The organism is Exiguobacterium sp. SH31 (genome assembly GCF_001816105.1).
Lineage (GTDB): Bacteria > Bacillota > Bacilli > Exiguobacteriales > Exiguobacteriaceae > Exiguobacterium > Exiguobacterium aurantiacum_A.
Map to the genome: position 1 here is coordinate 18,298 of NZ_LYTG01000104.1, position 16,133 is coordinate 34,430.

Annotated in this window: 15 protein-coding genes; 14 read left to right on the forward strand and 1 reads right to left on the reverse strand. The window is 55.7% G+C overall.

All coding sequences use genetic code 11. The features are described 5' to 3' along the window. Positions 1-154: 154 nt before the first annotated feature. The 12 genes from pyrR to A6395_RS14390 all read left to right on the forward strand — a co-directional run bounded on the left by pyrR (position 155) and on the right by A6395_RS14390 (position 13,400). A complete protein-coding gene (gene pyrR / locus A6395_RS14335) occupies positions 155-688 on the forward strand; it encodes a bifunctional pyr operon transcriptional regulator/uracil phosphoribosyltransferase PyrR (RefSeq protein ID WP_071399563.1) in 534 nt (177 codons plus the stop codon). Between the two features lie 49 nt (positions 689-737). Then, entirely contained in the window at positions 738-2,039 is a 1,302-nt protein-coding gene (locus A6395_RS14340) for a uracil-xanthine permease family protein (RefSeq protein WP_071399564.1), read from the forward strand. A 130-nt stretch (positions 2,040-2,169) separates the two neighbouring features. After that, complete coding sequence (locus A6395_RS14345) at positions 2,170-3,075, forward strand: aspartate carbamoyltransferase catalytic subunit (RefSeq protein WP_071399565.1); 906 nt, start codon at positions 2,170-2,172, stop codon at positions 3,073-3,075. Then, positions 3,072-4,352 carry a dihydroorotase gene (locus tag A6395_RS14350; RefSeq protein ID WP_071399566.1) on the forward strand — a complete coding sequence of 427 codons (1,281 nt, stop codon included), beginning with the start codon at positions 3,072-3,074 and terminating at the stop codon, positions 4,350-4,352. The genes A6395_RS14345 and A6395_RS14350 overlap by 4 nt, the downstream gene beginning before the upstream one ends. Continuing rightward, positions 4,330-5,412, forward strand: a complete 1,083-nt coding sequence (locus tag A6395_RS14355; RefSeq protein ID WP_071399567.1) for a carbamoyl phosphate synthase small subunit — start codon at positions 4,330-4,332, stop codon at positions 5,410-5,412. Before A6395_RS14350 ends, A6395_RS14355 begins: the two co-directional genes overlap by 23 nt. Before the next feature lies 1 nt (position 5,413). Further along, positions 5,414-8,617, forward strand: coding sequence for a carbamoyl-phosphate synthase large subunit (carB, locus tag A6395_RS14360; protein ID WP_071399568.1), 3,204 nt, complete (start codon positions 5,414-5,416; stop codon positions 8,615-8,617). Beyond that, positions 8,614-9,333: a dihydroorotate dehydrogenase electron transfer subunit gene (locus tag A6395_RS14365; protein ID WP_071399569.1), complete on the forward strand. Its 720-nt coding sequence runs from the start codon at positions 8,614-8,616 to the stop codon at positions 9,331-9,333. Before carB ends, A6395_RS14365 begins: the two co-directional genes overlap by 4 nt. Further along, positions 9,330-10,256, forward strand: a complete 927-nt coding sequence (locus A6395_RS14370) for a dihydroorotate dehydrogenase (protein WP_071399570.1) — start codon at positions 9,330-9,332, stop codon at positions 10,254-10,256. The genes A6395_RS14365 and A6395_RS14370 overlap by 4 nt, the downstream gene beginning before the upstream one ends. Further along, positions 10,231-10,935, forward strand: a complete 705-nt coding sequence (gene pyrF, locus A6395_RS14375) for an orotidine-5'-phosphate decarboxylase (RefSeq protein WP_070327539.1) — start codon at positions 10,231-10,233, stop codon at positions 10,933-10,935. The genes A6395_RS14370 and pyrF overlap by 26 nt, the downstream gene beginning before the upstream one ends. Further along, the gene (gene pyrE / locus A6395_RS14380; protein WP_071399571.1) at positions 10,919-11,545 is read left to right on the forward strand and encodes an orotate phosphoribosyltransferase; all 627 of its coding nucleotides are present in this window, start codon (positions 10,919-10,921) and stop codon (positions 11,543-11,545) included. The genes pyrF and pyrE overlap by 17 nt, the downstream gene beginning before the upstream one ends. Before the next feature lie 92 nt (positions 11,546-11,637). Further along, a complete protein-coding gene (locus A6395_RS14385; protein WP_071399572.1) occupies positions 11,638-12,468 on the forward strand; it encodes a DUF4097 family beta strand repeat-containing protein in 831 nt (276 codons plus the stop codon). After that, positions 12,465-13,400: an FUSC family protein gene (locus tag A6395_RS14390; RefSeq protein WP_070327536.1), complete on the forward strand. Its 936-nt coding sequence runs from the start codon at positions 12,465-12,467 to the stop codon at positions 13,398-13,400. Before A6395_RS14385 ends, A6395_RS14390 begins: the two co-directional genes overlap by 4 nt. A 32-nt stretch (positions 13,401-13,432) precedes the next feature. Here the strand turns inward: A6395_RS14390 and A6395_RS14395 are convergent, their stop codons facing one another. Further along, entirely contained in the window at positions 13,433-15,121 is a 1,689-nt protein-coding gene (locus tag A6395_RS14395) for an Rqc2 family fibronectin-binding protein (RefSeq protein ID WP_071399573.1), read from the reverse strand. Between the two features lie 131 nt (positions 15,122-15,252). Here A6395_RS14395 and gmk point away from each other — a divergent pair, with 131 nt between their 5' ends. Further along, positions 15,253-15,900, forward strand: coding sequence for a guanylate kinase (gene gmk / locus A6395_RS14400; protein WP_070327534.1), 648 nt, complete (start codon positions 15,253-15,255; stop codon positions 15,898-15,900). After that, a complete protein-coding gene (gene rpoZ, locus A6395_RS14405) occupies positions 15,900-16,109 on the forward strand; it encodes a DNA-directed RNA polymerase subunit omega (RefSeq protein WP_070327533.1) in 210 nt (69 codons plus the stop codon). The genes gmk and rpoZ overlap by 1 nt, the downstream gene beginning before the upstream one ends. The last annotated feature ends 24 nt before the right edge of the window (positions 16,110-16,133 follow it).

Here is a 16,133-nt window from a genome sequence, read left to right on the forward strand (position 1 = left end):
CACCTTTAAACCCAGTCCAGAGAGGCTGTGAAAGGATCGTGGCCGCGGCCACAACCGTCTATCATATACGGCACTCGTTTGCCTTCGTGAAGACTTCCTTTCCAGCCGGATGAGGAAGTCTTCTTTTTTTATAGATTACGAGAGGAGGAATCATATGAAACGCTCGACCATACTAGACGAAGCCGCGATCCGACGCGCCTTGACGCGAATCGCCCATGAGATCATTGAACGCAACAAAGGGACGGACAACGTCGTCCTCGTCGGGATTAAAACGCGCGGTGAGACGCTCGGCGACCGACTCGCCCATCGCATCGAAGAAATCGAAGGAAAACCGATCGCGCTCGGTAACTTAGACATCACGCTCTACCGGGACGACCTATCGAAGAAGTCGCTCGACCCAGAAGTGAAAGCGACCGAACTCCCGCACGATATCAATGGCAAGACGGTCGTCCTCGTCGATGACGTCTTGTACACGGGACGGACGGTCCGGGCCGCGATGGACGCACTCGTCGACCACGGCCGGCCGGATTACATCCAACTCGCCGTCTTGATCGACCGGGGGCACCGCGAGTTGCCGATTCGCCCGGACTTTGTCGGGAAAAACGTCCCGACATCGAAAACAGAACAAGTCGTGGTCCGACTCAGTGAAGTCGACACGACAGACGAAGTGTACATCCAACAGCATTAAATCCAAAACCTTTAAGGTGGTCCAGAGAGGCCAGGAAGGAGAACTATTTATGAAACAACCCATCCTCAACATCCACGAGCGTCCCGCTCACTTGCCGCAATGGCTGCTCTTCAGCTTGCAACACGTCTTCGCCATGTTCGGAGCGACGATCTTAGTCCCGATTTTGACCGGACTGAACACGTCCGTCGCCCTCGTCGCTTCCGGTGTGGCCACGCTCTCATTCCTAGTCATCACCCAATTCAAAGTCCCGACGTATCTCGGGTCAAGTTTTGCCTACATCGCACCGATCATCGCGGTCAGCCAGCAATGGGGCGTCGAAGCCGCACTGTTCGGCGGTATTATCGCCGGTTCGGTCTACGGTGTCGTGTCGCTCATCATCTTTAAGACGGGCGTCGGTTGGCTGTTACGACTGTTGCCGCCGATCGTCGTCGGTCCGGTCATCATGGTCATCGGCTTATCGCTCGCACCGGTCGCCATCGACATGTCGATGAACCGCGACGGAGCGTATAACGGCACGTTCATCACGGTCGCCCTGCTCACGCTCGGCATCACGATCCTCGCGATGACAAAGTTAAAAGGAGTCTGGGGCGCGGTTCCGATCTTGTTCGGCATCGTCGGCGGATACGCCATCGCCGCCATGTTCGGCATCATCGACTACTCGGCCATCGGTCAAGCGAGCCTGTTCCAACTGCCTGACTTCACGATGGTGTTCGTCGACTACATGCCGATGTGGCAAGTCGGGGCACTCCTCGCCATCGTCCCGGTCGCGCTCGTCACGATGACGGAGCACATCGGCGACCAAATGGTCACGTCGAAAATCATCGGACGCGAGACGATGAAAGATCCAGGCCTGCACCGGACGCTCCTCGGCGACGGTGTCGGCAAAGCTATCGCCTCAGCGCTCGGTGGACCGCCGTGTACGACGTACGGTGAAAACAACGGCGTCATGGCGATCACGAGAGTGTACAGCGTCTACGTCATCGCCGGAGCAGCGCTCATGGCCATCAGCTTCGGCTTCCTCGGTCACGTCGAGGCGTTCATCTCGACAATCCCGAATCCGGTCAAAGGCGGTATCTCGATCCTCTTGTTCGGTGTCATCGCCTCGAACGGACTGCGGACGATGGTCGACAGCAACGTCGACCTTGCCGAGAAACGCAACCTCATCATCGCCTCGGTCATTCTCGTCGTCGGACTCGGTGGGGCGATGGTCCAACTCGGCAGCTTCCCGGTCCAAGGGATGGCGCTCGCGACGGTCGTCGGTATTCTTTTGAACGCGGTGTTACCGAAAGAAGAAGTCGAACCGGCTTCGGTCGATACAACTGAAGAAACGAAACAGGCAAGTAACTTTTAATTCGATCCCGTGAGGTCGGCAAAGTGAAGGCTCGTTTATTTGGGTGTAGTCTACCCAAATGAAGGCGTCCCTTCACGTAGGTGAAGAGACGCCTTTTCTCTTTGCCTCCAAACAAAAGGAGGAGACGAACATGAATTTGATCAAACAACAACCGAACCATTTTGTCAGCTTAGACACGCTCACCCTCGAAGAGATCATGGGGATGATCGAAGAGTCACTCTGCTACAAACAAGGGGACATGCCGCCGCTGTTTGACGGGAAGACGGTCGCGAACTTGTTCTTCGAAAATTCGACGCGGACGAAAAACTCGTTTCAAATGGCCGAGCGGCACTTGAACATCCAAGAGATCCCGTTCGACGTGGCGACGTCGTCGGTGACGAAAGGTGAGACGTTATACGACACGTGCAAGACGCTTGAAGCGATCGGGGTCGACGCGCTCGTCATCCGCCATCCTGAAGCGGGATACTACCATGAGCTCGTCGAGAAGCTGACGATCCCAGTATTAAACGGCGGGGACGGGAGCGGGGAACACCCGTCACAGTCGCTGCTCGACCTCGTCACGATTTATGAAGAGTTCAAGACGTTCGAAGGCTTGAATATCGCCATCTGCGGCGATCTCGTCCATAGCCGGGTCGCCCGCTCGAACGCAGGCGTGTTGAAACGGCTCGGGGCGAACGTCGTCGGTTGTAGCCCGGAATCGTGGTGGGATGGTTCGATGGGGCTTTCGCACCGCGACCTTGACGACATCTTACCGGACTGCGACGTCGTCATGTTGCTCCGCGTTCAGCACGAGCGCCACATTATGGGCGACATCTTTTCTAAAGAAGACTATCATGCGCGCTACGGCTTGACGGTCGAGCGGGTCGAGCGGATGAAACAAGGCGCCATCATCATGCATCCGGCCCCGGTCAACCGGGACGTCGAGATCGCCGGCAGTTTGATCGAACATCCGTCATCGCGCATCTTTCCACAGATGAAGAACGGCGTTTACGCACGGATGGCCATCTTAAATCGAGCATTAGGGGGACAACAATGATTATTCAACACGCAACATGGTATGACGGGAAGACGAAACGGACGAGCAATCTGTTGATTGAGGGCGGCACGATCCGTTCGGTCGATTACGACGGGACGACCGAAGGACACGAAGTGATTGACGCAAATGGGAAGCTGTTGATCCCAGGTCTCGTCGACGTCCACGTCCATTTACGCGAGCCGGGTGGCGAGGCGAAAGAGACAATCAAGACCGGGACCGCTGCGGCTGCGGCCGGAGGATTCACGACGATTTGCGCGATGCCGAACACACGACCGGTCCCGGACGACCGGGCGACGCTCGATGACTTGCTCGCTCGGATCGAGCGTGACGCCAGCGTCCGCGTGCTCCCGTATGCGGCGATCACGAAACGGCAGCTCGGTGTCGAACAAGTCGATATGCCGTCACTTGCGGACGCGTTCGCGTTCACAGACGACGGGGTCGGCGTGCAGTCGGCGGCGATGATGCGTCAAGCGATGCGGGAAGCGAAACGGCTTGGGAAAGCGGTCGTGGCCCATTGCGAAGACAATACGCTCAAGGCCGGTTCGGTCCATGAAGGGATGTTTAGTGAGACGCACGGCATCCAAGGTATCCCGAGTCTCGCCGAGAGCATCCATATCGCCCGTGACGTGTTGATCGCCGAAGAGACAGGCTGTCACTATCACGTCTGTCACGTGTCGTCACGTCAATCGGTCCGCGTCATCCGTGACGCCAAACGGGCCGGGATCCACGTCACGGCGGAAGTGACACCGCACCACCTCGTCTTATCGGAAGACGACATCCCGGGGTTAGATCCGAACTTTAAGATGAATCCGCCGCTGCGAAGCCAAGACGACCGCGCGGCGCTCTTAGAAGGGCTGTTCGACGGGACGATCGATTTGATTGCGACCGATCACGCCCCGCATACGGCTGAAGAGAAAGCACAAGGGATGGAGCGCGCCCCGTTCGGCATCACCGGATTCGAGACGGCGTTCCCGCTCCTTTACACGACGTTCGTCAAAACGGGACAAATGGAAGAGGCGGCGCTCATCGACTGGATGACGAGACGACCGAGCGAGGTGTTCGGTCTGCCTTACGGCGTGATTGAGGTCGGCCGGGCGGCGGACCTCGCGCTGATCGATACGGAGACGGTGCGTCCGGTCGACCCGACGACGTTCGCGTCAAAAGGGAAGAACACACCGTTCGCTGGGAAAAGACTCACAGGTTGGCCGGTCGTGACGATCGCGGCCGGAGAAATCGTATATAAGGGGAGATTCGATGAAACGAACATTATGGCTTGAAGACGGGACAGCATTTGTAGGCAAGGCGTTCGGCGCGAACGCCGAGACGATCGGGGAAGTCGTCTTTCAAACAGGAATGACCGGCTACCAAGAGATTTTATCGGACCCGTCTTATTGTGACCAGCTCATCGTGTTGACGAATCCACTCATCGGAAATTATGGCGTCAACCGTGAAGACTTTGAGACGACCGTCCCGATGGCAAAAGCGCTCATCGTCAAAGAAGCGTGTGATCTGCCGTCGAACTTCCGCTCGACGGCGACGTTGCCGGAGACGCTCGAACGCTTCGGGATACCAGGTCTAGAAGGTGTCGATACGCGCATGTTGACGCGTCACCTTCGTTCACGCGGCGTCATGCGCGGCGTGTTGATCGACGGTGAGTCGACGTGGGCAGACGTTTCGATGCGCTTTGAAGCGAGCTTCCCGACCGATCAAGTGGCACGTGTCTCGACGAAACGGGCTTACGTCAGCACCGGGAGCGGCCGCCGGATCGCCCTCATCGATTTCGGGGCCAAACTCGGGATCATGCGCGAATTGTTGAAGCGCGACTGTGAAGTCGTCGTCTTGCCGCACGACGTGACGGCTGAAGAAGTGATGCGCTATGAGCCGGACGGGGTCATGCTCTCGAACGGACCAGGCGACCCGAAAGACGTCCCGACGGCGCTCCCGCTGATCGAAGCACTCATGCCAAAACTCCCGATGTTCGGGATCTGTCTCGGCCATCAGTTGATTGCTCTCGCGAGCGGTGCCAACACGTTCAAGCTTCCGTTCGGACATCGTGGTGCCAATCATCCTGTCCTCGAACTTGAGACCGGTGCTGTGACGATCACGTCACAAAACCACGGCTACGCCGTCGACGAGACGTCGCTCCTTGAGACGCCGCTCATCGTGACGCATCGCGCCGTCAACGACGGGACGATCGAAGGCATCAAACATTTACATCATCCGACGTTCTCGGTGCAATATCATCCGGAAGCGGCGCCAGGACCATATGACGCCAACGACCTATTCGACCGCTTTATGACACTCGTCAACGAAAACAGACAGAAAGTAGGAATGTGACATGCCAAAACGACCAGATATTCAGAAAATCCTTGTGATCGGATCCGGCCCGATCGTCATCGGACAAGCGGCAGAATTTGACTATGCTGGTACCCAGGCGTGTCTTGCCTTAAAAGAAGAGGGCTACGAAGTCATCCTCGTCAACTCGAACCCGGCGACGATTATGACTGACCCATCGACGGCGGACCGCGTCTATATCGAACCACTCGAACCGGAGTTCGTGGAGCGGATCATCCGTCAAGAACGTCCGGACGCGCTTCTCGCGACACTCGGGGGGCAGACCGGACTGAACTTGGCGGTCGAGCTCGATAAACGCGGCGTGCTCCGCGACTGCGGCGTCGAACTGCTCGGAACGAAATTGTCGGCGATTGAGCAGGCAGAAGACCGGGAACAGTTCCGCGACCTCATGTACAAGCTCGGTCACGGCGTCCCAGACAGCGATATCGTCCATTCACTCGACGCCGCCTGGAGCTTCGCTGACCGGATCGGCTATCCGATCATTATTCGTCCGGCTTATACGCTCGGCGGAACCGGTGGGGGAATCGCCCACGACCGGGAACAGTTCGAGCAGATTGTCGAATCGGGACTCAAGGCGAGTCCGGTGACGCAAGTGCTGCTTGAAGAGTCGATTGCCGGCATGAAAGAAGTCGAATATGAAGTGATGCGCGACTCGAGCGACCAGGCCATCATCGTCTGCGCCATGGAAAACTTCGATCCGGTCGGTGTCCATACCGGTGACTCGATCGTGTTCGCCCCGACCCAGACGTTGTCTGACCGTGATTATCAAATGCTCCGCAGCGTCTCGCTCGACATCATCCGGGCGCTCGGCATCGAAGGCGGATGTAACATCCAGTTCGCGCTCGACCCGGACAGCTTCACGTACTACGTGATTGAGGTCAACCCACGCGTCTCGCGGAGTTCGGCTCTCGCCTCAAAAGCGACGGGGTACCCGATCGCCAAGCTCGCCGCGAAAGTCGCGGTCGGCTACAAGTTGTCGGAACTAAAAAATCCGGTGACGGAGACGAGTTACGCCTCGTTCGAGCCGGCGCTCGACTACGTCGTCGCTAAAATCCCGCGCTTCCCGTTCGACAAGTTCGAGACCGCGGACCGTCGTCTCGGCACACAAATGAAAGCGACGGGCGAAGTCATGGCCATCGGTCGAAATTTAGAAGAAGCGCTCTTGAAAGCCGTCCGTTCGCTCGAACTCGGTACGGAAGACTTATACGTACCACGCCTTTCCGAATTGACGGCTGAACAACTGGAACGAGAACTGACGACACCGACCGACGAACGGTTATGGATGTTGTACGAGGCGCTTCGCCGCGGCTACTCGACAGAACAGCTTCACGGCTTGACGAAAATCGACCGGTTCTTCTTATCAAAACTCGATCGGATTTGGCGTGAGGAAGAAGTACTGCGCAACGGGCCGTTGACAGAGGAACGGTTGCGCGAAGTGAAGCAACGTGGGTTCAGTGATCGCATGATCGCCCGCATCACGGACCAAGACGTCGAGACGATCGCGTCGTTACGAGATGAGTGGAACGTTCGGCCAGTGTATAAGATGGTCGACACGTGTGCCGCCGAATTCGCCTCGGAGACGCCGTACTTTTACGGGACGTACGAAGTCGAGAACGAAGCGGTGAAAACGGATAAACCGTCCATCCTCGTACTCGGTTCAGGCCCGATCCGAATCGGTCAAGGCGTCGAGTTCGACTACGCGACCGTCCATTCGATCCAAACGATCCGTGACGCCGGATATGAGGCGATCATCGTCAACAACAACCCGGAGACGGTATCGACCGACTTCTCGATCTCAGACCGTCTCTACTTTGAACCGCTCACGACAGAAGACGTACTAGAAGTCGTTCGCAATGAACGACCGCTCGGGGTCATCGTCCAGTTCGGCGGGCAGACGGCAATCAATTTGGCGGCCTCGCTCGAAGCGAACGGCGTCCAAATTCTCGGGACGTCACTTGAAGACATCGACCGGGCCGAAAACCGGAAAGCGTTCGAGGCGACGCTCACGAAAGAACGGCTCGCCCAACCACCGGGCAAGACCGCGGTCACGGTCGAGGAAGCGGCCGCTTGTGCTGACATGCTCGGCTATCCAGTACTCGTCCGCCCATCGTACGTCCTCGGCGGCCGGGCGATGGAGATCGTCTATGAGCGTTCGGAGCTCGAGCGGTATATGCGCCACGCCGTCGTCGCCTCGAAAGATCGTCCCGTCCTCATCGACCGCTACTTGACCGGGATCGAGATCGAAGTCGACGCCATCTGCGACGGGACGGACGTCTACATCCCGGGCATCATGGAACATATCGAACGGGCCGGGGTCCACTCTGGCGATTCGATCGCCGTCTATCCGCCGCAACGGCTGAGCGAGGCGTTAAAACAAAAAGTCGTCGATTACACGATCAAACTCGCCAAAGCGTTCCGCATCAAAGGGTTGCTCAACATTCAGTTCGTCTATGCGGACGACTTGTACGTCATCGAAGTCAACCCACGGGCGAGCCGGACGGTGCCGTTCATCTCGAAAGTGACGGGACTGCCGGTCGCACGCATCGCGACGCAGACGATTCTCGGGACGACGTTGAAACAGCTCGGCCTCGGAACGGGCTTGCACCCAGAATCTGACGCCATCTCGGTCAAAGTGCCGGTGTTCAGTTTTGCGAAACTAAAAGAAGTCGACCCGTCACTCGGGCCAGAGATGAAATCGACGGGGGAAGTCATGGCGACGGACCGAACGCTTGAAAAAGCGCTCTATAAAGGACTCGTCGCTGCCGGGATGACGATCGCCTTGAAAGGAAACGTCTTGTTGACGGTCGCCGATCAAGACAAAGACGAAGCGCTCGACATCGCCCGTCGCTTCAACCGGCTCGGCTTCCGCCTGATGGCAACGTCAGGCACGGCGACGGCACTTACGGCAGCCGAGTTGCCGGTCCGACAAGTCGGGAAGATCCATGAAGCGGGTGAGACGATGCTGAGCGTCATCGAGCGGGGCGATGTCGACATCGTCTTGAATACGACGACACGCGACGCCTTGGCGACGAAAGACGGATTCATTATCCGCCGGGCCGCGGCCGAGCAAGGTGTGCTCTGCTTGACGTCGCTCGACACGGTGAAGGCGCTCTTGCAAGTCATCGAGAGCCTATCGTTCCAGACGACGAGCCTGCCGGCGTTCACCGAATTCGGGGTGACTGTATGAGACAACGGGCGACCATCTTATCGAACTTGGAGATCGCGAAAGCGACAATGGAAATGAAAGTGCGAATCGGTGATGCAACAATCGCACCGGGGACGTTTTTCCATGTGAAGACGTCCGAACTGTTGCGCCGGCCACTGTCGGTCGCAAACGTCGAAGCAGACGTCGTCACGTTTCTGTACAAAGTGGTCGGGACCGGGACGGCCGAACTCGCGACGAGACGAGCCGGGGACGAACTTGACGTCCTCGGTCCGCTCGGTAACGGGTTCCCGCTCGCAAAAGACGGCAAGCGCGTCGTTCTCGTCGGCGGGGGGATCGGGGTGCCGCCACTCTATTACACGCGCCGGATGCTCGCCGCGCGCGGAATCGAAACGGTGGCGATTCTCGGGTTTGATTCAGAAGCGAGTGTATTTTATGAAGACGAGTTCCGCGAACTCGGCGAGACGATCATCACGACGGTCGACGGAACGTATGGAGAGGCGGGGTTCGTGACCGGGCCGCTCGCTAGAATCGACGCCGACGTCTTGTTCAGCTGTGGTCCGGAGCCGATGTTAAAAGCGGTCGCCGCGTCGCATATTAATGAACGCTACATCTCGATCGAGAACCGGATGGGTTGCGGCATCGGGGCGTGCTTCGCCTGTGTGTGCAAAGCGCCGGACGGTTACGTGAAAGTGTGCAGTGACGGACCGGTATTTCGGGCAGAAGAGGTGACGTTATGAGATTACACATCGAACTACCCGGCTTATCGTTAAAAAATCCGATCATGCCGGCGTCCGGTTGTTTTGGATTCGGCGAAGAGTTCGCCAAGCTGTACGACTTGTCGATCCTCGGGGGCATCATGATCAAAGCGGCGACCGGGGAGGCGCGGTTCGGGAACGAGACACCGCGTGTCGCCGAGACGGCGCAAGGAATGTTGAATGCGATTGGATTACAAAATCCGGGTGTCGACGCGATTGTTGAAGACAAGTTGGCATTCCTCGCCAAGTTTGACACTGAAATTATTGCCAACGTGGCGGGTTCGACCCCAGAAGAATACATCCACGTCGCGCGGAAAATGAGCGCCGACCCGTGCGTGAAAGCACTCGAGCTGAACATCTCGTGCCCGAACGTGAAGTGTGGCGGCATGCAGTTCGGGACCGATCCTTTGATGGCGGCCGAACTGACGCGCCTCGTCAAGGCGGCGTCGACGAAACCGGTATACGTCAAACTATCCCCGAACGTCACGTCAATCACGGAGATGGCACGTGCGGTCGAAGCGGCCGGCGCCGACGGCATCACGATGATCAATACGCTCGTCGGCATGAGGATTGACATTGCGACCGGTCAACCGATCTTAGCGAACCGAATCGGCGGATTATCCGGTCCGGCCATCAAGCCGGTCGCCATCCGGATGGTGTACGAAGTCGCCCAAGCGGTCAATATCCCGATTATCGGCATGGGCGGTGTGCGGACGGTCGACGACGTGCTCGAATTTATCTATGCGGGTGCATCGGCGGTCGCGGTCGGGACTGCCAATTTTGAAAACCCATACGTATGCCAGGAAATCATCGAGGCGTTGCCAGGCCGGCTCGATGAACTCGGCATCGATCATATTTTAGACGTTAGGGGGAAGGCGTATGAACAGGTTGTATCTCGCGCTTGATGTCGAAACACGTGACGAAGCGTTTTCACTCTTGAAAAAAATTGACCAACGCCCGGCCGTCAAAGTCGGCATGGAACTTTTCTACCGTGAAGGTGGACGGTTCGTCGAAGAACTCGTCGCGAGCGGTTACCCGGTCTTTCTAGACGTCAAAGTTCATGACATCCCGGAGACGGCAAGGCGGACGCTCCGCCAAATCGGCCGGCTCGGCGTTGAAATGACGAACGTTCATACGCTCGGCGGTGAGACGATGATGCGCTACGCATTGGATGGGTTGCGTGATGTGAACGACACGACCACATTGATCGGGGTGACCCAACTGACATCGACCGACGAGCGGATGCTGTCAGAACAACTCGGAATTGGCGGAAGTCTCGAGCAGGCCGTCTTGCGCCAAGCGGGACTTGCCAAACGAGCAGGACTCGACGGGGTCGTCGCGTCCGTTCACGAAGCCCGCGCGATTCGACAAGCGCTCGGTTCACAGTTTTTGACGGTGACGCCCGGCATCCGAATCAACGAAACGACAGACGATCAAGTCCGGGTCGCGACACCGCAAGCCGCTTTTGACGCCGGTGTGTCAGCTATCGTCGTCGGGCGCCCGATCACCCGGGCAGCCGACCCGAACGCAGCTTACGAATACTTTATGAAGGAATGGAGCCAAACGTATGAGACAAATCGCTGAGGCATTATTATCGATTGAAGCCGTCACTTTATCACCGAATGAACCGTACACATGGTCGAGCGGGTTAAGAAGCCCGATTTATTGTGATAACCGACTGACGCTCAGTTATCCAGAAGTGCGTTCACAGATTATCGATGCACTTGTCGACGCCGTCCGTCCGCTCGACGCCGACGTCATTGCGGGAACGGCGACGGCAGGGATTCCCCATGCGACGCTCTTAGCCGACCGACTCGGTCTACCGCTCGTCTACGTCCGGTCGGGTGCGAAAGGGCATGGGAAAGGCAACCAGATTGAAGGGCGATTCGACAAAGGAGCGCGCGTCGTCGTCATCGAAGACCTGCTCTCGACTGGAAAATCGAGCATTGAAGCGGCTCAGGCGATTCGAGCGGCCGGAGGCGAAGTCGTTCTGATTCAAGCCGTTTTCTCATACGGTCTAGACAGCTTGAGCGTGAATTTGACCGAGGCGAACTTGACCGCCTCGTCACTGACGACGTTCGCTGAACTGATTGAAGTTGCTCGGAACCAAGACGTGATTTCTGAGAACGAAGCAATCTCGCTCACAGCTTGGCAAGAAAGCCCAACCGTTTGGAGCAAACAAGTGACACGCTGAAGAATCCACCTCCGGGCGGATTCTTTTTCATTTGGCAACATGTGATACTGAACGTGTTAGAATAGGGAAAGTAGTCGAAAAAGGAGAGAACTATGGCGTATTCTAGAATTAAAGGACAGTCATTGAAAGCACGGTTTCAAAACATCCCTAAACATCGCAAAATCGCATTCGGTCTCGTCCTCACGGTGTTACCTTTATTATTTTTCGTGAATTTATTCGTATTCAGCCACATATTGGCGCTAGGGGACAAGTATGAGGACCGTTATCAGATGAAAAAGCTTCGGCTTGAGACGGCGCATGGGAATGTTGAATTTATCCGGAGCACGAATGAAAAAGTTCAGATCGAAGTACTGCAGACGAATTCGAAAGAACGTCGCATTAAAGTGAAGTCGGTCGGGGACACGATTTCCGTCGTCGAACGGTATGGACCGATGAGCCAGTTCGGGAGTCGGGCAAGCGCGGAGCCGTCCCGTTATAAAATCCGGGTCGCGTTGCCAAGTTCGATGACATCGATCGAAGTGACGGCTGAGCAAGTGACCGGACAAGGCCTGGTCGCGAAAACCATCGTTCTCGATGCCAACGCGGTCAATCTGAAGAAACTTGAAAGCGACCGGCTTCGAGTCGAGACGAGAAGCGATGCCACGTTTGAGACGGTTCGTGTCGTCACGGGCGACATCCGGTCGTATCGGGACGCGACAATCCGTGACGTCGTCGTCAACCAAGCGCTGACCGTCCAGACAGAGGCCGGGGCGCTCACGTATGAGCCGCGAAACGCGACCGGACAAGTGACCGTCACGACAACAGGAAACATCGCGGCGGCTGAGCGCTTTAAAGAAATTAGCAACGGTGTGTACCATCTTTCGAACTCGAATCGTCCGAACGTGGAACTGATCTCTGAGACAGGGAAGGTCGAATTGAAATGATCAACAAACGCTACATTCCTAAAGTCGGACTGCGAACGTTTAAGACCGGGATCGCCGTCGCCATCACGATCGCCTTGTCATGGTACGTCTTCGGCATTTATTCGGGGATGGGTGCCATCGCCGCCGTCGTCGCGATGCAACCGACCGTCAAACGGTCGTCGAAAATCGTCTTTAGCCGTATATTCGGCACGATCGTCGGCCTCATGTGTGGCTTGTTGATCGTCTATGCGTTCGGGGTGAACCCGATTTCGATCGGTCTTGCCGTCATCGTCGCGCTCACGCTCAACACGACGTTCGATAAGACGCACATGTCGACGTATGCGGCGTTCGCGATTGTGCTCATGCTTGAAAACCCGACGACCGACTTTTTCCACTACGCGTGGACGCGTTCGCTATTGACGGCGGTCGGTGTGTTCGTCTCGCTCGGCGTCAACTATGCGTTCATGCCACCGCGTTATGAAGAGCGTCTGCTTGGCGAGATTCGGAAGACGTCGGCGTATATGTTCCATCATTGGCGCGAACTGATCGGCTCCCCGGCAGAACTGCTCGAGACGCGCGCCCGTATCCTCGGCCATCAAGAGCTCCATATGATGTTGCAAGAGGATATGCAAGTGACGAAGGTTAAGTTGAAGCATTTGACGATCAAGCAATATCGGTTATTGATTCATTTAGAGGATAAATTGGTCTTGCTGCTCGAGAGTCTCGCTGAGCACCGGGAAGCGTTACTCATGATGACCGAGGACGAACGCCACGCGTTCGAGTCCGAGTTTTTATTCCTGCTCGCCCACCATCACGACATTCTCTACACGTGTGACAAACCGTACTCGCTCTTCCAATTGAAGCATGAAGACTTATCTGTTTCTGAAATTTTACACGGACATCTGCTCGACTATCATGAACAGCTCGAGGCGTTCAAACATAATCCGAAATAAACAAAGGCCACGTCGCATGACGTGGCCTTCGTTCATTGTTTAAGCGATTTGACGAGCTGCTCGTCCGGAGTCACGTATACCGTCTGCTGATCGGTGTAGATGACGAATCCCGGCTTGGCGCCGCTCGGTTTTTTCACGTAACGGGCTTTCGTATAGTCGACCGGAACCCCGCTCGAGGCACGTGCCTTCGAGAAGTAGGCGGCGACGGTCGCTGCTTCGAGGAGCGTCGTCTCGTCCGGTTCGGTTGACCGGATGATGACGTGTGAACCGGGGATATCTTTCACGTGAAGCCAAACTTCGTCGCGACGCGCGAACTTGAACGTCAAGTAGTCGTTTTGCGTATTGTTTTTGCCGACGTAAAACTCGACACCGGTCGAAGATGTGTAGCCTTCGAGCGCGACTTTGGCCGTTTGTTTCTTCTTCTGACGTTTTTGTCGGATGTATCCGCCTTCGGCCAGCTCTTCGCGAATCTCGACGATATCGCGCGGCGCGGCGACGTCGAGTTGGGCAACGAGCGTCTCTAAATAGCTGATTTCGGTCTCGTTCAGTTCAATTTGCTTTTGAACCTCGATTTTGGCAACTTTTAGTTTGTTGTATTTCTTATAGTAACGTTGCGCATTCTCGTTCGGTGTTTTGAGCGGATCGAGCGGGATATCGATCATGGCGCCGTCCTCATCATAATAGTCGACGACGTGGGCGACTTTCATCCCTTTCTCGAGTTGGAACAAATACGTCGTCAACAGCTCACCGTATTTTTGGAGCTCGTCCGATCGTTCCGTCGCTTTCATATCCTCGAGCAGGCGTTTCCGTTTTAATTGGTTGCGCTCGAGCTCTGACTTGAGCAGACGCTCGACGTCATGGGCTTGCTGCTTGACCCGGTCACGGTTCGCCTTCTCATAGTAAAAGCGGTCGAGCACTTCCTGGCTCGAGTCGTAGCGTTCTTCAGAAACGATATCGCCTGACGTGAGCGCGATCGGACTGAACCGTTCCTTCCCGGAGGCGAGCTGTTGGAATACATAAGCGCCGTCAAGATCCGCCATCACGCTGTCAAACGCCGCCTCTAAGTTCGTACGGTTCGGCGTCTTGGCCCGATACATAATCTCTTGGGCGATCTGCGGGCTCATCCCGGAAAAGTGAGCGACGAGCTGCTTGTCGAGCATACCTGCGTTCCAATCGATTCGTTTCAATCCGGCTTCCCGTTCCGTCAACGGATCGGACTTTTGTTGCGCCGGCGGCAAGATGTACTCGCTGCCTGGCATGATCGTCCGATACGTGTTTTGAGACGGGGGAAGGTGTTTGATCGCGTCTAAAATCTTGCCGTCCTCGTTCGTCAAGACGACGTTCGAGTGACGTCCCATCAGTTCGACATAGACGCGTTTGTTTTCTTCATCACCGAGCTCGTTACGCGATCTGACCGAGAAGACGATGACGCGGTCGCGGCCGACTTGTTCGATCGCTGTGATAAAGCCGCCCTCGATATGCTTCCGCAGCATCATACAAAACATCGGAGGCTCTTGCGGGTTCTTGATCGGGGTGTCCGTCAATTGAAGTCGCGCATACATCGCGTTCGCTGAAACGAGCAACGAGACGCTTTGTCGGTTCGATCTGACTTGAATCATCAAGTCGAGTGCATACGGTTGATGCACTTTATTGATTCGACCGCCAACGAGCGGTTGTAGTTCTTTTACGACACGATATGTCATTAATCCATCATATGCCATTAGTCTCATCACCTTTGTCCTTTTTCTGTCTCTACGTTATCAGATTCACAGAAAATATGGTACGATGAAGTAGGAAATCCGAACTTCTTCTTGCCGTAACAATTAAAGGACTGCTATTATAATGTAATGTGATGTTAGAAGATGGAGGGCTTGCATTGAATTTTAAAGAACGAGGATTATTAATCGTCTTGTCTGGTCCAAGCGGTGTCGGCAAAGGTACTGTTTGCCGAGTGCTCCGTGAAGAGGCGGACAACAACCTTCAGTATTCGGTGTCGGCAACGACTCGAAAACCACGTGAAGGCGAAGTTGAGGGAGTGCATTACTTCTTTAAGACGAGAGAGCAATTTGAAGACATGATTGAACACGATCAACTGCTTGAGCATGCAGAATTCGTCGGCAACTATTATGGGACACCGGTCGAATGGGTGCGCGAGACGCTTGAAAGTGGCAAGGACGTCATTTTAGAGATTGAAGTCCAAGGAGCTTTCCAAGTAAAGGAACGCTTCCCAGAAGCCGTCTTTTTATTCCTCGCACCGCCGAGTCTGCAAGAACTTCGAAACCGTTTAGTCGGTCGAGGCACTGAATCGGAAGAAGTCATCAAGCAACGCTTGCTCGTCGCCCGTGAAGAAATCGAGTTGATGGATGCTTACGATTACGTCGTCACAAACGACGAAGTCGATAAAGCGATCGACCGGATCAAAGCGATCGTGACGGCCGAGCATTGTAAACGTGAACGTGTCGCGTCTCTCTATAAAAAAGCTATGATGGAGGTCATTTAATGTTATACCCTTCGATTGATGCCTTACAACGTATCATCCCGTCGAAATACACAATCGTGACGGTGGCCGCCAAGCGTGCCCGTCAGATCCAAGACGGAAAAGCACCAAAAATCGCTGCGCCAAAATCGTATAAACCGGTCGGTCAAGCGCTAGAAGAAATATTCTCGGGTGACACGACAATCATCGTGAACGAAAAGAACAACGGATGAAGTGTGACCCAAGTCGGATACGAC